Here is a 23994-nt window from a genome sequence, read left to right as displayed (position 1 = left end):
GCTCTCGCGTGCCGGTCGGGTCTGTCCCCTCCGGCTCCCGGGTCAGGCCTGCGCCGGTTCGGCCTCCCGGGCCTCCTCCGGCTCGGCCTGGGCCGCCGCGCCCGCCTTCGCGGCACGCTTGGCGGCCTTCTTCTCGGCGCGGCGCTCCTTGCGGAGCTCGACCATCGCGTACAGCGTCGGCACGAGCAGCAGGGTCAGCAGCGTGGAGCTGATCAGACCACCGATCACCACGACGCCCAGCGGCTGGGAGATGAAGCCGCCCTCGCCGGTGACGCCGAGCGCCATCGGGAGCAGGGCGAAGATGGTCGCGAGCGCCGTCATCAGGATCGGACGGAAGCGGTGGCGGCCGCCCTCGATGACGGCTTCCACGATCCCCAGGCCCTGGGCCCGGTACTGGTTGATCAGGTCGATCAGCACGATCGCGTTGGTGACCACGATGCCGATGAGCATCAGCATGCCGATCATCGCGGGGACGCCCAGCGGGGTGCCCGTGATGATCAGGAGGGCCAGGGCCCCGGTCGCCGCGAACGGGACGGAGACCAGCAGGATCAGCGGCTGGACGAGCGACCGGAACGTGGCCACCAGCAGCATGAAGACGATCGCGATGGCCGCCAGCATGGCGAGGCCGAGCTGGGCGAAGGCTTCGTTCTGGTCCTCGGTGACGCCGCCGATGGTGGCGGTGGCGCCCTCGGGGAGGTCCAGGGCGTCGATCTTCGCGGCGAGATCGGTGCTGACCGCGCCGGTGTCGTCGCCGACGGGCTTGGCGGTGATCGTCGCCGAGCGCTGTCCGTCGATCCGGGTCATGGAGACCGGGCCGGGGACGACCTTCACGTCGGCGATGTCGCCGAGCTCGACCGGGCCGAGCGGCAGGGCCTTCAGTTCGGCCATGGTGGCGGCCGGGCTGGAGGAGCGGATGACGATGTCGCGCTCGGTGTCGTCCAGCGTCGCCGTGCCGGCGGGGGTGCCGCGTACGGCTCCGGCGACGATCCCGCCGAGGGTGGCGGAGTCGAATCCGGCGGCGGCCGCCTTGTCGTTGGCGGTGACGGAGATGCGCGGGACGCTCTGCGCGAGGTCGCTCTGGACGTCGGTGACGTCCTTGATGGTGGCGACCTCGGTGCGGACCGCCTCGGCGGCCTGCTTCAGGACGTCCCCGTCGGCGGCCTTGACCACGACGCTCAGGTCCTGGGAGCCGAAGCCGTCGCCGGCGGCGATGGTGGTGTCGCCGATGCCGTCGAGTTTGCCGAGGGCCTCGTCGATGCGGTCCTGGGCGTCCTCGTGGTCCGCGGCGTCCTTCAGGGTGACCTGGTAGGAGGCCTGGTTGGCGCCCGTGCCGCCGCCGAAGGCGGCCATGAAGCCGGAGGAGCCGACGGTGACCTGGTAGTCCTTGACGCCCTTGTCCTCGGTCAGCACCTTCTCGACCTTGCGGGCGGCCGCGTCGGCGGCTTCCAGGCTGGTGCCGGGGGTGAGCTCCTGCTTGACGGTCAGGACCTCCTGCTCGCCGGCGTCGAAGAAGTTCGTCTTCAGCAGCGGGACCATCCCGAAGGTGCCGAAGAGCACGGCGACGGCGATGACGAGGCTGGTGACGCGGCGGCGGGTCGCGAAGCGCAGGACCGGGACGTAGATCCGCTGGAGCCTGCTGGCCGCTTCCTTCTCCTCGGCGAGGCGGCGGGCTTCCGCCGCGTCGTCGGGAGTGCCCTTGGGCGCGCGCAGGAACCAGTACGACAGCACCGGAACCACCGTGAGCGAGACCAGCAGCGACGCCAGCAGGGCCGCGGTGACGGTCAGCGAGAACGAGCCGAAGAGCTGGCCGACCATGCCGCCGACCAGACCGATGGGCAGGAAGACCGCGACGGTGGTGAGGGTGGCGGAGGTGACCGCTCCGGCGACCTCCCTGACCGCGGTGATGATCGCCGCGTGGCGCTCCTCGCCGTAGCCGAGGTGACGCTTGATGTTCTCCAGGACCACGATCGAGTCGTCGACGACCCGGCCGATGGCGATGGTGAGCGCGCCGAGCGTGAGCATGTTGAGCGACAGGTCGCGGGTCCAGAGCACGATCAGCGCGAGGACGATCGAGAGCGGGATGGAGACCGCGGTGACCAGCGTCGAGCGGATCGAGGCGAGGAAGACCAGGATCACGATGACCGCGAAGACCAGGCCGAGCGCGCCCTCCGTGGTCAGGCCCGAGATCGACTTGGAGACGGCGGGGCCCTGGTCGGAGACGACCGTCAGCTCGGCGCCGCCGCCCAGGTCCTTGCGGAGGTCGGGGAGCTTGTCCTTGACGGCGTCCGAGATCGCGACGGCGCTGCCGTCCTTGTCCATCGTCGCCATCACGGCGAGGCTCGGCCTGCCGTTGGTGCGGGTGATGGAGACCGCGGTGGACGGCTCCTGCTTCACCTCGGCGACGTCGCCGACGCGCACCGGTTTTCCGGGCTCGCCGCCCGCCGGGTCCTTGGCGACGACCTGGAGGTCCTCGATCTGCTTCAGCGAGGTGAAGGCGCCGCCGACCTGGATGGTGCGGCTCTTGCCGGACTCGGAGAAGGAACCGGCCGGCACCGTGGCGCCGCCCGCCTGGAGGGCCTGGGAGAGCGTGCCCGCGTTCAGGCCTGCCTCGGCGAGCTTCCTGTCGTCGGGGACGACGGAGACCTGGAGGTCACGCACGCCGTCCACCGTGACCTGGCCGACGCCGTCGATGTCCTCGAGGGCCGGGACGACCGTGCGGTCGAGCTGGTCGGCCAGGACCTGCTGGTCCTTGTCGGAGGTGACGGCGAGGACGACGGTCGGGATGTCGTCCGTGGATCCGGCGACGACCTGCGGGTCGACCCCGTCGGGCAGCTGGGCGCGGGCCCGGTTCACCGCCTGCTGGATGTCCGCGACGAGCTGCTTGGTGCCCTCGTCGCCGAAGTCGAAGGTCGCCATGACGAGGGCGTTGCCCTCGCTGGCGGTGGAGGTGATGCCCTCGACGCCGTCGACGGCCTTGAGGGAGTTCTCCAGGGGCTCGATGACCTGCTTCTCGACCACGTCGGGAGACGCACCCTGGTAGGGCGCCAGCACCGAGACCATCGGCAGTTCGATGGTCGGCAGCAGCTGCTGCTTGAGCTGCGGGATCGCTATCGCGCCGAAGACCAGCGCGACAATCGAGATCAGCCCGATCAGGGCCCTTTGCGCGAGGCTGAATCTGGACAGCCAGGACATGGGTGGGTCTCTCTTCTGTGGCGTACGCGGCAGAGGGGCGGGGAGGGAATCAGGGGGACACCTCCAGCCCAGTCCTACGATCTCCGCTCCGCGTCGGCGAAACGTCGCCCCCCGGGCTGCTTTCTCATGCCGCGGATACCGCAGGTGGAGTACGTCGTCGTACGCCCCGCCTCCCGCGGTCAGTCCGCGCGGGGGCGCACCAGGCCCGATTCGTAGGCGACCACCACCAATTGGGCCCGGTCCCGGGCTCCCAGCTTCGCCATCGCCCGGTTCACATGGGTCTTGACGGTGAGCGGGCTGACCGCGAGCCGCTCGGCGATCTGGTCGTTGGAGTGGCCGCCGGCGACCTGCACCAGCACCTCGCGTTCGCGGCCGGTGAGCGCCGCCAGCCGCTCCGCGTACTCCGCGCTGTCCGGCCCCTCCCCCGAACTGCCGCCCTGGGCCAGGAACGTGGCGATGAGCCCCTTGGTCGCCGCCGGGGAGAGCAGCGCCTCGCCGGCCGCGGCGATCCGGATGGCGTTGAGGAGTTCGTCCGGCTCGGCGCCCTTGCCGAGGAAGCCGGAGGCTCCGGCGCGCAGCGACTGGACCACGTACTCGTCGACCTCGAATGTGGTGAGCATGACCACCCGCACCGCGGACAGCTCCGGATCGGCGCTGATCATGCGGGTGGCGGCGAGCCCGTCGGTGCCCGGCATCCGGATGTCCATGAGCACCACATCGGGGCTCGTGGCGCGGGCCAGCTCGACCGCCTGGGCCCCGTCGGCGGCCTCGCCGACCACCTCCATGTCCGGCTCGGAGTCCACCAGCACCCGGAACGCGCTGCGCAGCAGCGCCTGGTCGTCGGCGAGCAGCACCTTGACGGGTACGGCCGGCGCCTCGGGCGTCGGCCGTGGCGCGGGCGTCGGTGTCGGCTGTGTCATCGGCTGAGCCCCGTCCCGCCCGCTGTGCCCGGCCGCTCCGGTTCACCCGTGCGGGCCTCGACCGGAAGGATCGCATGGACCCGGAAGCCGCCGCCGTACCGAGGTCCCGCGGTGAGGGCGCCACCGAGGGCGGTGACACGTTCACGCATGCCCACCAGGCCGTGGCCTCCGCTGTCCAGGCCGTCGTCGGCGGTGCCGCCCGGTCCGGCGCCGGGCCGCCGGGCGGTGCTCCCCCGGCCGTTGTCGAGCACGGTGACCTCGGCGGTGGCGCCGACCCGTACGACGCTCACCTCGGCCTCGGCCCCGGTGCCCGCGTGCTTGCGGACGTTGGTCAGGGCCTCCTGGATGACCCGGTAGGCGGCCAGGTCGACGGCGGCGGGCAGCCGGGCCCCGCCCTCGGCGCAGGCCACGTCGACGGGGAGCCCCGCGTTGCGGAAGGTGGTGACCAGTTCGCCGAGGACGGCCAGCCCGGGGGCCGGTTCGGTGGGCGCCTCGGGGTCGCCCTGCTGGCGCAGGAGGCCGACGGTGACCCGGAGTTCGTTGAGTGCGGAGCGGCTGGCGTCGCGGACGTGGGCGAGCGCTTCCTTGGCCTGGTCCGGGCGCTTGTCCATGACGTGGGCGGCGACCCCGGCCTGGACGTTGACCAGCGCGATGTGGTGGGCGACGACGTCGTGGAGGTCCCGGGCGATCCGCAGCCGCTCCTCGGCGACCCGGCGCCGGGCCTCCTCGTCACGGGTCCGCTCGGCCCGCTCGGCGCGTTCCCGGATGGCGTCGACGAACGCGCGCCTGCTGCGTACCGCGTCCCCGGCGGCCCCGGCCATCCCGGTCCAGGCGAACACGCCGAGGTTCTCCTGGCTGTACCAGGGCGTCGAGCCGAAGACCATGGCGGCGGCCGTGAGCCCGCCCATGGTGAGCAGCCCGACCCGCCAGGTGGTGGGGCGGTCGGTGCGCGAGGCGACGGTGTAGAGGGCGACGACCGCGCTCATGACGACCGGGGCGGGCGGGTCCACCAGGACGTACTCGGCGGCCGAGAGGAGCCCGGTGGCGGCGAGCACCGCCATCGGACGCCGTCGCCGCAGGACCAGGGCGAGGGCGGCCAGCACCATCAGGAGCACGCTGAGCAGCTCGGGAGTGCGGGTGCCGAAGGTCGGCCCGTGTCCGGTGCCCGGGTCGGCGAAGGAGCCGCAGATCATCGCGACGAGGGCGCCGAGGGCCAGCGCCGCGTCGAACGCGAGGGGATGGTCCCGGAGCCAGCGGCGGGCGGGCGCGAAGCCGGACGAGAGGGGGGTCACGTCCAGCAACGGTACGCGGCCGCTCCACGGGCCCGCCGGGGCCGGCCCGTGGATTCAGCTGGGGATGAGGCCGTCGTCGCCGAGCATGGCGCGTACGTCTTCGAGGGTGGCGTCGGGCGCCGGCAGGATCAGCTCGGACGGCTCCAGGGAGTCGTCCGGCAGCGGAGTGCCGAGCTCGCGCACCTTGTCCAGGAGCGCGTGGAGAGTCGTGCGGAAGCCGGGGCTGTCGCCGCTCTCCATCTCCTTCAGCAGGACGTCGTCGAGCTCGTTCAGTTCGACGAAGTGACTGTCGGCCAGCTTGACCTGGCCCTCCCCCATGATCCGTACGATCATGACGCTGCCCTTACTGCTTGTCGAACTTGTGCGGGGACGACTGCTGCGACTGCGGCGTACTGTCCTGGGCGCCGCCCTCGATGGCCTGCTGCGAGGACGATGAGCCGCCGGCCAGCTCGGCCTTCATGCGCTGCAGCTCCAGCTCCACATCGCTGCCGCCGGAGATCCGGTCCAGCTCGGCGGCGATGTCGTCCTTCGCCGTGCCGGTCGGGTCGTCCAGGGCGCCGGAGGCGAGCAGCTCGTCGATGGCGCCGGCCCGCGCCTGGAGCTGCTGCGTCTTGTCCTCGGCCCGCTGGATCGCGAGGCCCACGTCGCCCATCTCCTCGGAGATGCCGGAGAAGGCCTCTCCGATCCGGGTCTGGGCCTGTGCCGCCGTGTAGGTGGCCTTGATGGTCTCCTTCTTCGTGCGGAAGGCGTCGACCTTGGCCTGCAGCCGCTGGGCCGCGAGGGTGAGCTTCTCCTCCTCGCCCTGCAGCGTGGTGTGCTGCGTCTCCAGGTCGGTGACCTGCTGTTGGAGGGCGGCACGCCGGGACAGCGCTTCACGCGCCAGGTCCTCGCGGCCCAGCGCCAGCGCCTTGCGGCCCTGGTCCTCCAGCTTGGACGACTGGCCCTGCAGCTGGTTCAGCTGCAGTTCCAGGCGCTTGCGGGACGTCGCGACGTCCGCGACGCCGCGACGCACCTTCTGAAGCAGCTCCAGCTGCTTCTGGTACGAGTAATCCAGGGTCTCGCGCGGATCCTCGGCCCGGTCAAGGGCCTTGTTTGCCTTCGCGCGGAAAAGCATCCCCATACGCTTCATGACACCGCTCATGGGCTTCGCGCGCCCCCTTCTGACGGACTGAGCTCCAGCACTCCCGATAGAACCCACAGTACGGGCCCTCCCTCTATTACCGCACTGTCCGAGTCTCGATGTGCTCCTCCCCAAGGACGACTGCACCCCGTGAACGCTCCCGCCCAGGGTGTAGGCGGGCCCCGGGACGACTCGTAGGCGTACGCCGGAACAGGCGGTTAACGCCCGTATCGGCCCGTCGTGACACTTCTGGGGACGCCGTCCGTTGCCGGATCGTTCCCGCCCGGGTCTCCGGGCCCGCGCGCCGACCCCGTACCCTTGGGTTTTGTGTTCCGTAGCCGTTCCAAGACAGAGAAGGCCCCCACCGGCAAGGTGACGGCGGACCTCTCCCCGCAGCCCCGCGACCCGCAGGCTCCCAAGGGTCGCCCCACCCCCAAGCGCAGCGAGGCCCAGACGCAGCGCCGACGCGCCGCGTCCAGCGCGCCGACCGACCGCAAGGCGGCCATGAAGCGCCAGCGCGAAGCGCGCCGCGCCGACCTGGCCAGGCAGCGTGAGGCGCTCGCGTCGGGCGACGAGCGCTACCTCCCGGTCCGCGACAAGGGCCCGGTCAGGCGCTTCGTCCGCGACTACGTGGACTCGCGCTTCTGCATCGCCGAGTGGTTCCTGCCGCTCGCCGTGATCATCCTGATCCTCAGCGTGATCCAGGTGCAGAACATCCAGAGCATCTCGCTGCTGCTCTGGCTCGGCGTGATCATCCTGATCGTGATCGACTCGATCGGTCTGTCGATGCGCCTGAAGAAGCAGCTGCGCGAGCGCTTCCCGGACACGCCGAAGCGCGGAGCCGTGGCGTACGGCCTGATGCGCACGCTCCAGATGCGCCGACTGCGGCTTCCGAAGCCGCAGGTCAAGCGCGGAGAGCGGCCCTGAGCACGGAGACCTCCGGCGTCACCGGGGTCTCCCCGGCGTGGCCGGCAGGTCCCGTCGGCGTACGCGACAGGGTTCGCCAGGAGCTCGTCGCACGGCAGTTGGACGAGCAGATAGCCGCGCGTTTCCCGGTGGGTCGGCGTTTGCGCGTCCTGGACGTCGGCATGGGCCGGGGAACGCAGGCGCTGCGGCTGGCGCGGGCCGGGCACTCGGTGACCGGCCTGGAGTCGGACTCCGAGCTGCTGGCGTCCGCCCGTCAGTCCCTGGCGACCGAGCCGGAGGGCATCCGGGATCGCGTCAGGCTCATCGAGGGCGACGGCCGGGACACCGGTGTGCACTTCCTGCCCGGCAGTTTCGACCTGGTGCTGTGCCACGGCGTCCTGATGTACGTCGAGGAGCCGGACCCGATGCTGGCCGGGCTCGCCCGGATGCTGGCGCCCGGCGGCCTGCTCTCCCTGCTCGTACGGAACGCGGACGCGCTCGCGATGCGCCCGGGGCTCGCCGGTGACTTCGGTGCGGCCCTGACCGCCTTCGACACCGCCACGTACACCGACCGCCTCGGCCTCACGGTGCGCGCGGACCGGCTCGACGCCCTGCGGGCCACGCTCGCGGGGATCGCCGCACCGCTGCACGCCTGGTACGGGGTACGGGTCTTCACGGACAACGTGGGGCCCGATGAGGAGCTGCCGGCCGAGGAACTGGAACGGGTCCTCACCCTGGAGGACCGGGCCGGGCGGACCGACCCGTACCGGGGTGTGGCGGCGCTGCTGCATCTGTGCGGAGTGCGCGGCTGACGGCCGTCGGCCGGCGTTACGGGCCGGGCGGCCGGCGATACGGCGTCGGGCCCGTACGGCCCATCAGTACGGGCACCCGATCAGGTCGGCCTCCAGACTCCGGATATGGACGTATCCCTCTCCCGCAGCCGGGCGCGCGGGCTGCCGCTTCCCCTGTCCGCGGCCGTCTTCGCCCTCGCCCTGGCAGGCGGCTGTTCCGGTACGGATCCGGCGGCCCCGTCCCCCGAGGCCCCCGCGTCGGGCACGGCGCAGGGTGCGGTGAAGCGTGCCCCCGACGACCTGCAGAACGCCTACCAGGCCGTCATCAACGACGTACTGCCGTCGGTCGTGCAGATCGACGCCTCGGAGGGCCTCGGTTCCGGGGTCGTCTACGACGGCAAGGGGCACATCGTCACCAACGCCCACGTGGTCGGCGACGAGAAGAAGTTCAAGGTCAGCGTCGCCACCGGGGAGGCGGTGCTGAACGCCTCGCTGGTCTCCTCCTACCCGGAGCAGGACCTGGCCGTGATCAAGCTCGACGAGGTGCCGGACGGGCTGAAGCCCGCGAAGTTCGGCGACGCGGAGAAGGTCGAGGTGGGGCAGATCGTGCTGGCGATGGGCTCCCCGCTCGGCCTGTCCAGCAGCGTCACCCAGGGCATCGTCTCGGCGCTCGGCCGGACGGTGAGCGAGAGCCGGGCGGGCGGCGGCACGGGCGCGACGATCGCCAACATGGTGCAGACGTCCGCGGCGATCAACCCGGGCAACAGCGGCGGAGCCCTGGTCGACCTGGACAGCCAGGTGATCGGCATCCCGACCCTCGCGGCGACCGACCCGCAGATGGGCGACAGCGCGGCTCCGGGCATCGGCTTCGCGATCCCCGTCTCGATGGTGCGGACGGTCGCCGACCAGATCATCGAGGACGGCAAGGTCACCGACTCGGGCCGGGCCGCGCTGAACGTCACCGGCCGCACGGTCGTCGACGACGACTACCGCCCCGCCGGGGTGGCGCTGGTCAGCGTGGAGCGGGGCGGGGCGGCGGACGAGGCGGGGCTGCGGGCCGGGGACATCATCACGAAGATCGGGGACACCGGGGTCACCACGATCACCTCGCTCTCCGAGGCGCTGGCGGGCGACAGGCCCGGCCAGAAGGTGACCGTGACGTACACGCGTGACGGCGACAGCCGGACGGCGGAGGTCACGCTCGGAGAGATCTGAGCACTCGGCGAGATCTGATCCGCAGACGCCCGAAGGGCGGGCGGTACGAGGAGATGCCCGTACCGCCCGCCCTTCGGCTGTCCCGCTGCCGCCCGGGCGTCAGGCGCTGTCGGCCTGCAGGCTCATCGGGCCGTAGATCTTGGTGGAGTCCTCGAAGAGCGTCACCTGTGCGGCACCACCCTCCAGGAGCTCCTTCCAGTACTCACCGATCCAGGACTCCGCGTCGCCCTGGGTGGTGAACTCCTCCGGCTGCAGCGCCGGCTCCGTCTCCGTACCGTCGGACTTCTCGAACCGCCACGTCCACGCCATGTCAGCCTCCTGGGTCACGTTGCTGCCCGAAGCCTAGCCGGGCGCGCACCTCGCGGGGGGACGCGGGAGGATCAAGGGGTGGAACTGACTCTGCTCGGCACCGGAGCCCCCGAAGGGCTGCCACGCCCCTCCTGTCCCTGCGCGGCCTGCGCATCGGCCCGTGGCCCGTGGGCGCGGGCCGCGACGGCCCTGCTGGCCGACGACGCGCTGCTGCTGGATCTCACCCCCGGGGCGGTGTTCGCGGCCGCCCGTGCCGGGCATTCGCTGGGTGCGGTCCGCCAGGTGCTGCTGACCCACCCGCACGACGGTCCCGCCGTCGAACTGCCCGCCCTGCTGCCGCCGGCCGGGCGGGTGCCGGACGGCCAGGTGCTGACGCTGATCAGCGGGCACCGGGTGCGGGCGGTGGCGTTGGACGCCCCGGGGACCGGGTACGAGGTGACCGCCCCGGAGGGCGAGCGGCTGCTGTACCTGCCGCCGGGCGCCGCGCCCTCGGGTCTCGACGGGCGGACGGAGCCGCCGTACGACATGGTCGTCTGCGATGTGATCGCGCGGCCCGACGCAGTGGCCCGGCTGCGGTCGGCCGGCGCTGTCGGCCCGACGACCGAGGTGATCGCGGTCCACCTGGGCCACGACGCCCCGCCGGGTGCGGCGCTGGAGCGGCGGCTCGCGGCGGCCGGTGCGCGGGCGGTGCCGGACGGGACGACGCTGGTGGTGGGCGAGTACCACGCGGTGCCGGACGTGCCGCGCCGGGTGCTGGTGACGGGCGGCGCGCGGTCGGGGAAGTCGCTGGAGGCGGAGCAGCGCCTGGAGACGTTCCCGGAGGTGGTGTACGTGGCGACCGGCGGCCGCCGCGACGGGGACCCGGAGTGGGCGGCCCGGGTCGGACTGCACCGGGAGCGCAGGCCGGGCGCCTGGCGGACCGAGGAGACCTGCGAGCTCACGGAGCTGCTGGCCGCGGACGGGCCGCCGCTGCTGATCGACTGCCTGTCGCTGTGGCTGACCGACGCGATGGACCGGGTGGGGGCCTGGGAGGGCGAGCGGTGGCACGACGGCGGCGAGGCGGCGCTGCGGGAGCGGGTGGCGGAGCTGGTCGCGGCGGTGCGCGGGACCCGGCGGCCGGTGGTGCTGGTGACCAACGAGGTGGGGTCGGGGGTGGTTCCGGCGACGTCGGCGGGGCGGCGGTTCCGGGACGAGCTGGGGCGGCTGAACGCGGCGGTGGCGGCCGAGTGCGAGCAGGTGCTGCTGGTGGTGGCGGGGCAGGTGCTGGTGCTGCGGGGGTGAGGAGGCAGGGGCGTTGGGCGGATCAGCGCCGGGCATGTCCCGTGGGCGGGGCCGTGCCGCTCGTGGCCGGGCCCGCCCCGTGGGCCGACCGGTACTGTTCCGGGCAGGGGCCCGCCGCCGGGTTCCCGCACCGGACCCGACGTGACGACCCGCGAGGCAGACCTCCGTGAACCTGGACGACTTCTCCGACCTGATCCAACGCCCCGACGGGGGTGTGCGGCGCGATGCCGAGGAGCGGCGCGAGCGGCTGATCGTCTCCCCCGGGGCGCTCGGCCGGCTCGACGAGCTGGGCGAGTGGCTCAGCGCGGCGCAGCAGTCCGTGCCGGTCAGGGCCGTCGAGCAGCCGCGTCTGGTGCTCTTCGCGGGCGACCACGGGGTGGCGGAGCTGGGTGTATCCGGCCGGCCGGCCGGAGGCGCGTACGAGCTGGTGCGGGCCGCCCTCGACGGGGCGAGCCCGGTCGCGGTGCTGGCGCGGCGCTTCTCGGTGCCGATGCGGATCGTGGACGTCTCCCTGGACTGCGATCCGGAGCTGCTGCCCGAGTCCGTGGTGCGGCACCGGGTGCGGCGCGGTTCGGGGCGGATCGACGTCGAGGACGCGATGAGCGCGGAGGAGGCCGAGCAGGCGGTCCGCCTGGGCATGGCCATCGCCGACGAGGAGGCGGACTCCGGCACCGACCTGGTGGTGCTCGGCGACCTCAGCGTGGGCGGGACCACGGCCGCGGCCACCCTCGTCGCGGCGCTCTGCGGAACGGACGCCTCCGTGGTGACGGGGCGCGGTGGCGCGGGCATCGACGACCTGGCGTGGATGCGCAAGTGCGCGGCGATCAGGGACGCGCTGCGCCGGGCCCGGCCGGTGCTCGGCGATCAGCTGGAGCTGCTGGCGACGTCCGGCGGGGCGGACCTGGCGGCGATGACGGGTTTCCTGCTGCAGAGCGCGGTACGCCGGATGCCGGTGATCCTGGACGGGGTCGTCTCGGCGGCCTGTGCGCTGGTGGCGCAGCGGGCGGCGTTCCGGGCGCCGGACTGGTGGCTGGCCGGCCAGGTCAGCGGGGAGCCCGCGCAGACGAAGGCGCTGGACCGGATGGCGCTGACGCCGCTGCTGGACCACGGGGTGACGGTCGGCGAGGGCAGCGGCGCGCTGCTGGCCCTGCCGCTGGTGCAGGCGGCGGCCGCGCTGGCGGCCGAACTGCCCGAGCGTGAGCCGGAGAAGGCCGTGGACGAGGAGTCGCAGGCCCGGGCGGGGGCGGACGCGGAGGCCCTCGACGGGGTCTGAGGGCGCGGCCCTCCACCTCCCCGGCTCCCCCGCCTCCCCCGGTGCGCGGACGAGATCGGCGTCACTCGGGTGTCGCTCAACTCCGCGCTGCCCCGGCCCGTCTTCGAGAGGGACCGCGGCTCGGCGCGCATCCGCGCCGACGCCGCACACCGACCGACCGGGGGCCCGTTCCATGCTGTTCGAGAAGAGCGGATGAGCCGTCTCCCGGCCCTGCGCCGGGCGGCGGTACGGGAGTGGGGCCCGCTGTGCACGACCGTAGGGCGGGGGCTCGCCGCACGCGGGGCGCGGGCGCTCGCGCTGACGCTGACCGCGGTGGCGCTCACCGCGACCGTCCAGGTGGTGCAGAACCAGGCGTGGGGTTACCGGCCGGTGCAGGGTCTCGGAGCCGTACGGGCCGATGACCCGTTCTGGCTCGCCCTCCTGCGTACCCCGCTGTCGCTGTTCGTGCCCGCGCTCGACCTGCCGGTGTGGGGTGCGCTGGCGCAGATCCTGCTGGTGTTCGGCATCGCGGAGGTGTGCCTGGGGCGGTGGCGCACGCTCGCGGTGGCGTATGCCGCGACGCTGGCGGGGACGCTGTACGCCCGGATCGGCATCGCGCTCGGGCCGGAGACGTTCCCCGGGCTGCCCGCCTCCGACGCGCAGGTGGTGGACACCGGCCCCTCGGCGGCGGTCGTGGGGCTCGCGGTGTACGTCTGCCACCGGCAACGCGCCTGGTTCACCGGCGCTCTGGTGGTCCTGGCGATGGTGGTGGAGGTCCTCGTCAAGGACAACCTGGCGGGCCGCGAGCACCTGGCCGCCATCGTCGCCGTCCTGGTGGTGTGCGGCGTACGGGAGTGGCGCGGGCGGCGGCGCGGCGCTCAGGACCTGGGCGCGGGCGGCAGCGGGAGCCGGTCCGGGGCGCCGCCGATGAGGTCCTGGAACTTCCGGCGCGGCCCGACCCAGCGCACATCGTGGTGGTAGGCCCGCAGCAGCGCCTTGGAGCGGGCCCGGTGGCGGTGGCGGTAGAAGCGCCTGGCCCACGGCGAGGTGGGGCGGGCCAGCCGGATCGCGCCGACCAGCGCGACGAACGGGACGAGGGTGCCGAGCACCGCCATCCGCGTCTTGCCCTTGAACAGGGCGATCAGGACGAAGCAGAAGTTGACCACGTACGTCGTGATGACGCCGAACCGGCCCTGCTGCTCCTCGTCGGTGACGTCGTCGACGCCGAGCGGGGAGAAGCCCGCCAGGACCAGCAGCACCAGGGAGACGGTCAGCACGACCACCTCCACGCTCTGGCGGCCCTCCTCGGTCCAGTACACGTCGTCCAGATGCAGGATCAGCGCGAACTCGTCCAGGACCAGACCGGCCCCCACCCCGAAGATCACCGCGCAGACCCCGGCGGCCACGCCGTGCCGTCCACCGGCCACCGCGCCGAACCCGCCGATCACCGTGAGCACGACCCCGGGCACCACATGGTGGATGTGCACCCCGCCCGGGGTGATGTTGCGGAACGGGCCCTTCCCGGCACGGATCATGCGGGTGATGGTGCGTGTGATCGCGAAGGTCAGGACGAAGGCGGCCAGCGCGAGGAGCAGCGGCAGTTTGCCCGGCTCCGCGATGTTGTCGTGCCACCAGTGACCCATGCCACCCACTCCCGATGCGTCCGGCTTTGCCATTTTTTGCCGCGTTTCGGCCAATCTATCGGTGGGCGCCGACGGCTAGCCTGCGCGCGGTGACCTCCCTGAACAGCCACGGGCTGCGCTTCGCCTTCGGCACCCTGACCGTGCTCCCCGTCCGTGTGACCCGCTGGGACCGCGCGGCCGCCCGCTCCGGGATGCTCCTCGCCCCGATCGCCGGACTCGCCGTGGGGCTGCTCGCCGCCGCCCTCGGCTCGCTGTCGCTGCTGGCCGGCTCGGGGCCGCTGCTCGCAGCGGTGGCCTCCGTCGCGGTGCCCGCCGCACTCACCCGGGGGCTGCACCTGGACGGCCTGGCGGACACGGCGGACGGCCTCGGCAGCGGGAAGCCGGCCGAGGACGCACTGCGGATCATGAAGCAGTCCGACATTGGGCCGTTCGGTGTCATCACCCTGCTCCTGGTCCTGCTGGCCCAGGTCGCGGTCCTCTTCGAGCTGTACGGGGAGGGCTGGGCACACGGGGCGCTCGGAGCCGTCGTCGCGGGCGTCGCCGCCCGGCTCGCGCTGACCCTGGCGTCCCGTCAGGGCGTCCCGGCGGCCCGGCCGGAGGGGCTCGGGGCGACGGTGGCGTCCACGGTGCCGGCCGGGCGGGCGCTGCTCGCGACGGTGGTGACGGTGGCTCTGTGCGCGGCGGCGGGCGCGCCGCTGGGCCCGTACGCGGCACCGCACCACGCGCTCGCGGTGCTCGGCGCGCTCGCCGCCGCCGAACTGCTGCTGCGGCACTGCGTACGGCGGTTCGGCGGGGTCACCGGGGATGTCTTCGGGGGCGTCGAGGAGACCGCGGCGACGGCGGCCCTGGTGGTGCTGGCGCTCGGGACCTGACGGCGCGGCAGCACCGGGGGTGTCGTCGTAGCAGCCGTCGTACCGGGCGTCGCACCGGGCGGAACCGACCGCCTTGGCGGTCCGGAACGCCCCGCCGCCGTCACGGAGCAGGAACCGCGCGCGTAGGCTCATTCCCGGCACATCGTCGGGGCGTCTACGATGCGCCGGGCATGGTCGGCCCACCCCTCGACCGAACTCGAACTCAACGGAAGCGAGATTTCACCACCGTGACTGCTCTCACTCTCAGCACTACCGGTGCGGCGACGCTGCGCGCCGACGCACTCGTCGTCGGCGTCGCCAAGGGCACTGGGTCGAAGCCGGGGGCTCTGGTCCTGGCACCGGGCTCCGAGGCCGTGGACAAGGCGTTCGACGGAAAGCTCGCCGCCGTCCTCGAGACCCTGGGTGCCACCGGTGCCGAGGGCGAACTGACCAAGCTGCCCGCCGCGTCCGGCCTCAAGGCCCCGGTCGTCGTCGCGGTCGGTCTCGGTCCGGTCCCGGACAAGGAGGACGCGTACGACGCCGAGGCGCTGCGCCGCGCGGCGGGCACCGCGGCCCGTGCGCTGACCGGTTCCAAGAAGGCCGGCTTCGCGCTGCCCGCCGCCTCCGTCGAGGACGCCGCTGCCGTCGCCGAGGGCGCGCTCCTCGGGGCGTACGCCTTCACCGCCTACCAGGGCGGCGAGAACAAGCTGGCTCCCAAGGACGCGAAGTCCCAGGGCAATGGCCCGAAGCTGCCGCTCGCCGAGGTGGCCCTGCTCGGTGCCAAGCCGCGCGACAAGGCCTACAAGGCGGCCGTCGAGCGCGCCCTGGCCCTGGTCGAGGAGATCAACCGGGCCCGCGACCTGATCAACACCCCGCCGAACGACCTGTACCCCGAGTCCTTCGCCGCCGTGGCCACCGCCGCGGGCAAGGAGCACGGCATCAAGGTCCAGGTCCTCGACGAGAAGGCTCTCGCCAAGGGCGGCTACGGCGGCCTCCTCGGCGTCGGCCAGGGCTCCACGCACGGCCCCCGCCTGGTGAAGCTCGCCTACACGCACCCGAAGGCGGAGAAGACCCTGGCCCTCGTGGGCAAGGGCATCACCTACGACTCGGGCGGCATCTCGCTCAAGCCGGCCGGCCACAACGAGACGATGAAGTGCGACATGAGCGGCGCCGCCGCCGTGTTCGCCGCCGTCGTCACGGCCGCCCGTCTGCGCCTGAAGGTCAACGTCACCGGCTGGCTGGCGCTGGCCGAGAACATGCCCTCCGGCAACGCCACCCGCCCCGGTGACGTGCTGCGCATGTACAGCGGCAAGACCGTCGAGGTCCTCAACACCGACGCCGAGGGCCGGCTCGTCCTGGCCGACGCGCTGACCCGCGCCTCGGAGGAGAAGCCGGACGCGATCGTCGACGTGGCGACCCTGACCGGCGCGATGGTGCTGGCGCTCGGCAACCGCACCTTCGGTGTGATGGCCAACGACGACGCCTTCCGCACGTCGATCCACGAGATCGCCGAGGAGGTCGGCGAGCCCTCGTGGCCGATGCCGCTCCCCGCCGACCTGCGCAAGGGCATGGAGTCCCCCACCGCCGACATCGCCAACATGGGCGAGCGGATGGGCGGCGGCCTGGTGGCCGGCCTGTTCCTGCAGGAGTTCGTGGGCGAGGGCATCGCCTGGGCGCACCTGGACATCGCGGGCCCGGCCTTCCACGAGGGCGCGCCGTACGGCTACACGCCCAAGGGCGGCACCGGCTCCGCGGTCCGCACCCTGGTCCGCCTCGCCGAGCGCACCGCCGACGGCGACCTCGGCTGAGCCGGACCCCGCCGATGACGTGTACGGCCCCGGGCATAGGTCCGGGGCCGTACGTGTTCTCGGAGCGGAAGCGGCAAGGATGAGCGGCGGAGGGCGAACGGGTTTCGCTCTCGACGAACACCGGCCGAATCCGTAGCAATCTACGCAGCAGTAACCCTCCGGAACGGACGATCATCCGTCCCGGACCCGGGCCCCGCGTCCCGCCCACCGTCGACAAGTGCGAAGATGGGTTCTCGGCAGGACAGGGCCCCACCACAGGGCCGAAGACAAAAGCGGCCGCACACCAGCCGACCGGCCGGTCACACCCCAGCGACGGGGCCCGGCGTACGGCGCACATGCATGGAGGACGTGACGTGGCGAACGACGCCAGCACCGTTTTCGACCTAGTGATCCTCGGCGGTGGCAGTGGCGGTTACGCCGCGGCCCTGCGCGGAGCGCAGCTGGGCCTGGACGTCGCACTGATCGAGAAGGGCAAGGTCGGCGGCACCTGCCTGCACAACGGCTGCATTCCCACGAAGGCACTGCTGCACGCGGGCGAGATCGCGGACCAGGCCCGCGAGTCGGCCCAGTTCGGCGTGAAGGCGACCTTCGAGGGCATCGACATGGAGGCCGTCAACAAGTACAAGGACGAGGTGATCTCGGGCCTGTACAAGGGTCTCCAGGGGCTCATCGCCTCGCGCAAGGTCCACTACATCGAGGGTGAGGGCAAGCTCTCCTCCCCCACCTCCGTGGACGTGAACGGCCAGCGCGTCCAGGGCCGCCACGTGCTGCTGGCGACCGGCTCCGTGCCGAAGTCGCTGCCCGGCCTGGAGATCGACGGCAAGCGGATCATCTCCTCGGACCACGCGCTGAAGATGGACCGCGTTCCGAAGTCCGCGATCGTGCTGGGCGGCGGCGTCATCGGCGTCGAGTTCGCCTCGGCGTGGAAGTCCTTCGGCACCGAGGTCACCATCGTCGAGGGCCTCAAGCACCTCGTCCCGGTCGAGGACGAGAACAGCTCCAAGCTTCTTGAGCGCGCGTTCCGCAAGCGCGGCATCAAGTTCAACCTCGGCACCTTCTTCGACAAGGCCGAGTACACGCAGGACGGCGTCCGCGTGACGCTCGCCGACGGCAAGACCTTCGAGGCGGAGCTGCTGCTCGTCGCCATCGGCCGCGGCCCGGTGTCGCAGGGCCTGGGCTACGAGGAGCAGGGCGTCGCGATGGACCGCGGCTATGTCCTGGTCGACGAGTACATGCAGACCAACGTCCCGACGATCTCGGCCGTGGGCGACCTCGTCCCGACCCTCCAGCTCGCCCACGTCGGCTTCGCCGAGGGCATCCTGGTGGCGGAACGTCTGGCCGGTCTGAAGACCGTCCCGATCGACTACGACGGCGTGCCCAAGGTGACGTACTGCCACCCCGAGGTCGCCTCCGTCGGTATCACCGAGGCCAAGGCCAAGGAGATCTACGGCGCGGACAAGGTAGTCGCCCTCAAGTACAACCTCGCGGGCAACGGCAAGAGCAAGATCCTGAAGACCGCGGGCGAGATCAAGCTCGTCCAGGTCAAGGACGGCGCCGTGGTCGGCGTCCACATGGTCGGCGACCGTATGGGCGAGCAGGTCGGCGAAGCCCAGCTGATCTACAACTGGGAGGCGCTGCCCTCCGAGGTCGCCCAGCTCATCCACGCACACCCGACGCAGAACGAGGCGATGGGCGAGGCTCACCTGGCACTGGCCGGCAAGCCCCTCCACGCCCACGACTGATCCCCCGGTCCCGGGCGCGACGACCGACCACTTCCGCATTTTCGTAAGGAGCAACTGAAACCATGTCGGTTTCCGTAACCCTTCCGGCGCTCGGCGAGAGCGTCACCGAGGGCACTGTCACCCGTTGGCTGAAGGCCGAGGGCGAGCGCGTCGAGGCCGACGAGCCGTTGCTCGAGGTCTCGACCGACAAGGTCGACACCGAGATCCCGGCCCCCGCGTCCGGTGTACTGACCTCCATCAAGGTCGCCGAAGACGAGACCGTCGAGGTCGGTGCCGAGCTTGCCGTCATCGACGACGGCTCGGGCGCTCCGGCCGAGGCCGCGGCTCCGGCCGAGGCCGCGGCTCCGGCCGCCGAGCCCGCCTCCACCCCGGCCCCGCAGGCCGAGGAGGCGCCCACCGCCCCGTCGACCGAGACCGAGGCTCCGGCCCAGGCCCCGACCGCCGAGGCCGCCACCGGCGGTTCGTCCGCCGAGGGCACCGACGTCACCCTCCCGGCGCTCGGCGAGAGCGTCACCGAGGGCACCGTCACCCGCTGGCTCAAGGAGGTCGGCGAGGAGGTGGCCGAGGACGAGCCGCTGCTCGAGGTCTCCACGGACAAGGTCGACACCGAGATTCCCGCCCCGGTCGCCGGTGTGCTGCTGGAGATCGTGGTCGGCGAGGACGAGACCGCCGAGGTCGGCGCCAAGCTCGCCGTCATCGGTGCTCCGGGCACGGCTCCCGCCGCCGCTCCGGCGCAGCCCGCCGCCCCGGCCCAGGAGGCCCCGAAGCAGGAGGCCCCCGCAGCTCCCGCCCCGGCCCCCGCCGCTCCGGCCCCGGCCGCTCCGGCTCCGGCCACTCCGGCCCCCGCCGCTCCGGCTCCGGCAGCCCAGGCCCCGGCAGCTCCCGCCGCTCCGGCTCCGGCTCCGGCGCAGCCCGCCCCCGTCACCCCGGCACCGGCCGCCCCGGCCGCGCCCTCCGGTGACGACGGCGCGTACGTCACGCCGCTGGTCCGCAAGCTCGCGTCCGAGAACAACGTGGACCTGAGCGCGGTCAAGGGCACCGGCGTCGGTGGCCGTATCCGCAAGCAGGACGTCGTCGCCGCCGCGGAGGCCGCCAAGGCCGCCGCAGCCGCTCCGGCCCCGGCAGCTGTGACCGCCGGAGGCCATGCCGCCGCGAAGACGCCGAAGCTGGAGGCGTCGCCGCTGCGCGGTCAGACGGTCAAGATGACCCGCATGCGCAAGGTCATCGGCGAGAACATGATGAAGGCGCTGCACTCGCAGGCCCAGCTGACCTCGGTCCTCGAGGTCGACATCACCAAGCTGATGAAGCTGCGCAACCAGGCGAAGGCCTCCTTCGCCGCCCGTGAGGGCGTCAAGCTGTCCCCGATGCCGTTCTTCGTGAAGGCGGCGGCCCAGGCGCTGAAGGCCCACCCGGTCGTCAACGCCCGGATCAACGAGGACGAAGGCACCATCACGTACTTCGACGCGGAGAACATCGGCATCGCCGTCGACGCGGAGAAGGGTCTGATGACCCCGGTCATCAAGGGTGCGGGCGACCTGAACATCGCCGGTATCTCCAAGAAGACCGCGGAGCTCGCGGGCAAGGCGCGCGGTGGCGGCCTGACGCCGGACGACATGTCCGGCGCCACCTTCACCATCAGCAACACCGGTTCGCGCGGTGCGTTGTTCGACACCGTCATCGTGCCGCCGAACCAGGCGGCCATCCTCGGTATCGGCGCGACGGTCCGCCGTCCGGTGGTCATCGACCACCCGGACCTCGGCGAGACCATCGCGGTGCGCGACATGACGTACCTCTCGCTCTCCTACGACCACCGTCTGGTGGACGGCGCGGACGCCGCCCGCTACCTGACGTCGGTCAAGGCGATCCTGGAGGCCGGTGAGTTCGAGGTCGAGCTCGGCCTCTGAACGCTCCGGCTGTAACCAGCCTCACCAGCGGCGCCCCCGTCCGGAACTCTTCCGGGCGGGGGCGCCGCCGTATTGTCTAAGCACCACCGGTCGCCCGCGCCGCCGTGCTGGTGTAGGCACCACCGGTTTGCCCAGAAGGAGCACCTCATGACCCCGCCCGTCGTCCACTCGCTGCGCGAACAGATCCGCGAGCACATCGTGGAGGGGATCGTCAGCGGGCGCTGGAAGCCGGGCGAGCGGATCGTGGAGCGCCGCATCGCCACCGAGCTGGAGGTCAGCCAGACGCCCGTGCGCGAGGCGCTGCGCGAGCTGGAGACGCTCCGGCTGATCGAGTCGGCCCCCAACAAGGGCGTCCGGGTCCGCAACCTCACCGCCGCCGACCTGGAGGAGAGCTACCCGGTCCGGGCCGGCCTGGAGCAGATCGCGGCGGAGCTGGCGGCCCCCCGGCTCGGCCAGGACTGTTCGGCGCTGGCCCCGCACGTGGCCGCGCTGTACGAGGCGGACCGGCTGGCCGACGGCGAGGCCCAGGTGCGGCACACGGTCGGCTTCCACCGGGAGATGGTGCGGGCCGCCGGGAACGCGGTGCTGCTGCACACCTGGGAGGGGCTGGGCATCGAGGTGTTCACGGCCCTGTCGATCCGCTGGCTGGGCACGGTGCAGAAGTCGTACGCGGAGGAGCACCAGGCGCTCATCGACGCGTTCCTCGCCGAGGACCCGCAGATCGGGGCCCTGGTGAAGGCGCACGTGCTGGGCTGCGCACCCCGGGCCTGACCACTTCCGCGAGGCTCCGATCATCTGGCACCCGACCTGCTCTTCCGTGCAGGTCAGCGCCCTATTTGCACGCTATTTCGCGTCACTCCGTGCCCCCTTTCGAGGCACCCCATGCCACTTTTCTTCATATCGAGAAGTTTTGCCTTCAATCCTTTGATCGATCATCGATCAGCGCCTTACAGTTCATCCGCGGGCCCACCGGCCCCATCGCCCTGTCCTGCCAGTCAGGGCCTTCTCCACCCCCCTCCTCTCCGGAAGGCGGCGATCATGACCGACCCCGCAGGAAAGCTTCCGAGCGAGCTCGACCAGCTCCCGGACCGTGACCCCGAGGAGACCGCTGAATGGGCGGCCTCCCTGGACGCCGTCACCCAGGCCGCCGGCCCGCACCGTGCCGCGTACCTGATGCGCCGCTCGCTGCAGCACGCCGAGGGCGCCGGTCTCGCGCTGCCCAAGCTGCTGGAGACCGACTACGTCAACTCCATCCCGACCGCCGCCGAGCCCGCGTTCGACGGCGACCTGGAGCTGGAGTCGAAGATCACCGCGTGGAACCGCTGGAACGCGGCCGCGATGGTGACCCGGGGCGCCAGGTACGGGGTCGGCGGCCACATCGCCACCTTCGCCTCGGCGGCCTGGCTCTACGAGACCGGCTTCAACCACTTCTTCCGCGGCAAGGAGGGGGACGGCAGCGGCGACCAGCTATACATCCAGGGCCACGCCTCCCCCGGCATCTACGCCCGCGCCTTCCTCGACGGCCGGCTCAGCGAGCAGCAGCTCGACAACTTCCGCCAGGAGGCGGGCGGCGAGGGTCTGCCCTCCTACCCGCACCCGCGGCGGCTGCCCTGGCTGTGGGAGTTCCCCACCGTGTCGATGGGCCTCGGCCCGCTCTCGGCCATCTACCAGGCGCGCTTCAACCGCTATCTGACCAACCGCAACATCAAGGACACCTCCGACTCGCACGTCTGGGCCTTCCTGGGCGACGGCGAGATGGACGAGCCCGAGTCGACCGCCGCCCTCGCGCTGGCGGCCCGCGAGCAGCTCGACAACCTGACCTTCGTCATCAACTGCAACCTGCAGCGCCTCGACGGCCCGGTCCGCGCCAACTTCCGCGTGGTCCAGGAGCTGGAGGCGCAGTTCCGCGGCGCCGGCTGGAACGTCGTCAAGACGCTCTGGGGCAACGCCTGGGACGAGCTGTTCCAGCTGGACACCACGGGCGCGCTGCTGCGCCGCCTGCGCGAGGTCCCGGACGCGCAGTTCCAGACGTACGCCACCCGCGACGTCGCCTACATCCGCGAACACTTCTTCGGCGCCGAGCCCGCCCTCGCCGAGCTGGCGAAGCTGCTCACCGACGCGAAGATCACAGAGTGCTTCTCCACCTCACGCGGCGGCCACGAGGCCCGCAAGGTGTACGCGGCGTACAAGGCGGCCGTCGAGCACAAGGGCGCGCCGACCGTGATCCTGGCCCAGACGGTCAAGGGCTACACGCTCGGCAAGGGCTTCGAGTCCAAGAACGCCAACCACCAGATGAAGAAGCTGGGAATCGACGAGTTCAAGGGCATGCGCGAGCTGCTCGGCCTCCCGATCCCCGACAGCGCCTTCGAGGACGGTCTGGTCCCCTACGGCCACCCGGGCGCCGACTCCCCCGAGGTCCGCTACCTCCAGGAGCGCCGTGCCGCCCTCGGCGGCCCCGCCCCGGCCCGCCGGGTGCACGCGGTGGCGCTCCCGCAGCCCGAGGAGCGCGCGTTCAAGGCCCTGTACAAGGGTTCCGGCAAGCAGGAGATGGCCACCACCATGGCGTTCGTCCGCCTGGTGAAGGACCTGATGCGGGACAAGGAGACCGGCAGACGCTGGGTGCCGATCGTCCCGGACGAGGCCCGTACCTTCGGTATGGAGTCCCTCTTCCCGTCCGCCGGCATCTACTCGCCGCTGGGTCAGACGTACGACCCGGTCGACCGCGACCAGCTGATGTACTACAAGGAAGCCAAGGACGGCCAGATCCTCAACGAGGGGATCACCGAGGCCGGGGCCATGGCCGACTTCATCGCCGCCGCCACGTCGTACGCGACGCACGGCGAGACGATGATCCCGTTCTACATCTTCTACTCGATGTTCGGCTGGCAGCGGACCGGCGACCAGATGTGGCAGCTCGCCGACCAGCTCGGCAAGGGCTTCATCGTCGGTGCCACGGCGGGCCGTACGACCCTGACGGGTGAGGGCCTCCAGCACGCGGACGGCCACTCGCACCTGATCGCGGCCACCAACCCGGCCTCGCTCAACTACGACCCGGCGTTCGCGTACGAGGTCGCGGTCATCGTCAAGGACGGTCTGCGCCGGATGTACGGCCCCGACGCCGAGAACGTCTTCTACTACCTGACGGTCTACAACGAGCCGAAGCCCCAGCCCGCGATGCCCGAGGGCGTCGAGGAGGGCATCGTCAAGGGCCTGTACCGCTTCAAGGAGGGCACGCCCGCGAAGGCGGACGCGCCGCACATCCAGCTGCTCTCCTCCGGTACGGCGATCCACTGGGCCCTGGAGGCCCAGGAGCTGCTCGCCGCCGACTGGGGTGTCACGGCCGACGTCTGGTCCGCCACCTCGTGGGGCGAGCTGCGCCGCGACGCGCTGGAGGCCGACGAGGCGCTGCTCCGCGGTGAGGAGCGGGTCCCGTACGTGACGCAGGCGCTCTCCGGCGCGCCGGGCCCGGTGCTCGCGGTCAGCGACTGGATGCGCCAGGTTCCGGACCAGATCAGCCAGTGGGTGGAGCAGGACTGGTCCTCGCTCGGCACGGACGGCTTCGGCCTCTCCGACACCCGCGCCGCGGCCCGCCGCCACTTCGGCGTCGACGCCCAGTCGATCGTGGTGGCCTCGCTGGCCCAGCTGGTCAAGCGCGGCGAGGTCCCGGCCTCGGCGGTCAAGGAGGCCCGGGAGCGCTACGGCCTCTGAGCCCCTGGTCCCCTGGAGGACCGAACCCCCGGTCACCGGGGCGGACGCGTCCGACGACGC

Annotated in this window: 19 protein-coding genes; 12 read left to right on the top strand and 7 right to left on the bottom strand. The window is 72.2% G+C overall.

The features are described 5' to 3' along the window. Positions 1–42: 42 nt before the first annotated feature. From IG90_RS0120710 to IG90_RS0120690, 5 genes are all read right to left on the bottom strand, one after another. The gene (locus tag IG90_RS0120710; RefSeq protein WP_030586335.1) at positions 43–3192 is read right to left on the bottom strand and encodes an efflux RND transporter permease subunit; all 3150 of its coding nucleotides are present in this window, start codon (positions 3190–3192) and stop codon (positions 43–45) included. Positions 3193–3371: 179 nt separating this feature from the next. Continuing rightward, the gene (locus tag IG90_RS0120705) at positions 3372–4112 is read right to left on the bottom strand and encodes a response regulator (protein WP_030586333.1); all 741 of its coding nucleotides are present in this window, start codon (positions 4110–4112) and stop codon (positions 3372–3374) included. After that, a complete protein-coding gene (locus IG90_RS0120700; protein WP_030586330.1) occupies positions 4109–5404 on the bottom strand; it encodes a sensor histidine kinase in 1296 nt (431 codons plus the stop codon). Before IG90_RS0120700 ends, IG90_RS0120705 begins: the two co-directional genes overlap by 4 nt. A 54-nt stretch (positions 5405–5458) precedes the next feature. Beyond that, complete coding sequence (gene pspAA, locus IG90_RS0120695; protein WP_030586327.1) at positions 5459–5737, bottom strand: PspA-associated protein PspAA; 279 nt, start codon at positions 5735–5737, stop codon at positions 5459–5461. Positions 5738–5747: 10 nt separating this feature from the next. Next, positions 5748–6533, bottom strand: a complete 786-nt coding sequence (locus IG90_RS0120690) for a PspA/IM30 family protein (RefSeq protein ID WP_030586325.1) — start codon at positions 6531–6533, stop codon at positions 5748–5750. A 318-nt stretch (positions 6534–6851) separates the two neighbouring features. On the opposite strand from IG90_RS0120690, the gene IG90_RS0120685 reads away from it, so the two are divergent. The 3 genes from IG90_RS0120685 (at position 6852) to IG90_RS0120675 (ending at position 9436) form a co-directional block, all read left to right on the top strand. Next, entirely contained in the window at positions 6852–7451 is a 600-nt protein-coding gene (locus IG90_RS0120685) for a DUF3043 domain-containing protein (protein WP_030586322.1), read from the top strand. Positions 7452–7549: 98 nt separating this feature from the next. Further along, on the top strand, positions 7550–8242 hold the full coding sequence (locus IG90_RS0120680; protein WP_411572634.1) for a methyltransferase domain-containing protein: 693 nt from the start codon (positions 7550–7552) through the stop codon (positions 8240–8242). A 105-nt stretch (positions 8243–8347) separates the two neighbouring features. Continuing rightward, the gene (locus IG90_RS0120675; protein WP_030586316.1) at positions 8348–9436 is read left to right on the top strand and encodes a S1C family serine protease; all 1089 of its coding nucleotides are present in this window, start codon (positions 8348–8350) and stop codon (positions 9434–9436) included. A gap of 99 nt (positions 9437–9535) precedes the next feature. Here the strand turns inward: IG90_RS0120675 and IG90_RS0120670 are convergent, their stop codons facing one another. Continuing rightward, the gene (locus IG90_RS0120670; protein WP_030586313.1) at positions 9536–9745 is read right to left on the bottom strand and encodes a hypothetical protein; all 210 of its coding nucleotides are present in this window, start codon (positions 9743–9745) and stop codon (positions 9536–9538) included. Positions 9746–9823: 78 nt separating this feature from the next. On the opposite strand from IG90_RS0120670, the gene IG90_RS0120665 reads away from it, so the two are divergent. The 3 genes from IG90_RS0120665 (at position 9824) to IG90_RS45245 (ending at position 13259) form a co-directional block, all read left to right on the top strand. Next, complete coding sequence (locus IG90_RS0120665) at positions 9824–11026, top strand: bifunctional adenosylcobinamide kinase/adenosylcobinamide-phosphate guanylyltransferase (protein WP_030586310.1); 1203 nt, start codon at positions 9824–9826, stop codon at positions 11024–11026. A gap of 166 nt (positions 11027–11192) precedes the next feature. Then, a complete protein-coding gene (cobT, locus tag IG90_RS0120660; RefSeq protein WP_030586308.1) occupies positions 11193–12299 on the top strand; it encodes a nicotinate-nucleotide--dimethylbenzimidazole phosphoribosyltransferase in 1107 nt (368 codons plus the stop codon). Positions 12300–12491: 192 nt separating this feature from the next. Next, complete coding sequence (locus tag IG90_RS45245; protein ID WP_051860143.1) at positions 12492–13259, top strand: hypothetical protein; 768 nt, start codon at positions 12492–12494, stop codon at positions 13257–13259. Here IG90_RS45245 and IG90_RS0120650 read toward each other — a convergent pair. Beyond that, positions 13157–13921 (bottom strand): hypothetical protein, encoded by a 765-nt coding sequence (locus IG90_RS0120650; protein WP_030586304.1) that lies wholly within the window; start codon positions 13919–13921, stop codon positions 13157–13159. The two genes, IG90_RS45245 and IG90_RS0120650, sit on opposite strands and share 103 nt — an antisense overlap. 89 nt (positions 13922–14010) lie before the next feature. Between IG90_RS0120650 and IG90_RS0120645 the strand changes: the two genes are divergently transcribed. From IG90_RS0120645 to aceE, 6 genes are all read left to right on the top strand, one after another. Further along, a complete protein-coding gene (locus IG90_RS0120645; RefSeq protein WP_030586302.1) occupies positions 14011–14793 on the top strand; it encodes an adenosylcobinamide-GDP ribazoletransferase in 783 nt (260 codons plus the stop codon). 227 nt (positions 14794–15020) lie between these two features. Then, positions 15021–16580: a leucyl aminopeptidase gene (locus IG90_RS0120640; RefSeq protein ID WP_030586299.1), complete on the top strand. Its 1560-nt coding sequence runs from the start codon at positions 15021–15023 to the stop codon at positions 16578–16580. A gap of 353 nt (positions 16581–16933) precedes the next feature. Continuing rightward, complete coding sequence (lpdA, locus tag IG90_RS0120635) at positions 16934–18322, top strand: dihydrolipoyl dehydrogenase (protein WP_030586297.1); 1389 nt, start codon at positions 16934–16936, stop codon at positions 18320–18322. 62 nt (positions 18323–18384) lie between these two features. Continuing rightward, positions 18385–20226 carry a 2-oxoglutarate dehydrogenase, E2 component, dihydrolipoamide succinyltransferase gene (gene sucB / locus IG90_RS0120630; protein WP_030586295.1) on the top strand — a complete coding sequence of 614 codons (1842 nt, stop codon included), beginning with the start codon at positions 18385–18387 and terminating at the stop codon, positions 20224–20226. Positions 20227–20373: 147 nt separating this feature from the next. Then, positions 20374–20997: a GntR family transcriptional regulator gene (locus IG90_RS0120625; RefSeq protein WP_030586293.1), complete on the top strand. Its 624-nt coding sequence runs from the start codon at positions 20374–20376 to the stop codon at positions 20995–20997. A 267-nt stretch (positions 20998–21264) separates the two neighbouring features. After that, positions 21265–23934 (top strand): pyruvate dehydrogenase (acetyl-transferring), homodimeric type, encoded by a 2670-nt coding sequence (aceE, locus tag IG90_RS0120620; RefSeq protein ID WP_030586291.1) that lies wholly within the window; start codon positions 21265–21267, stop codon positions 23932–23934. The last annotated feature ends 60 nt before the right edge of the window (positions 23935–23994 follow it).

The sequence above is a fragment of the Streptomyces anulatus genome (genome assembly GCF_000721175.1).
Taxonomy (GTDB): domain Bacteria; phylum Actinomycetota; class Actinomycetes; order Streptomycetales; family Streptomycetaceae; genus Streptomyces; species Streptomyces anulatus_C.
Note: the sequence above shows the minus strand (reverse complement) of the source record. Positions and strands in the feature narration are given on the sequence as shown.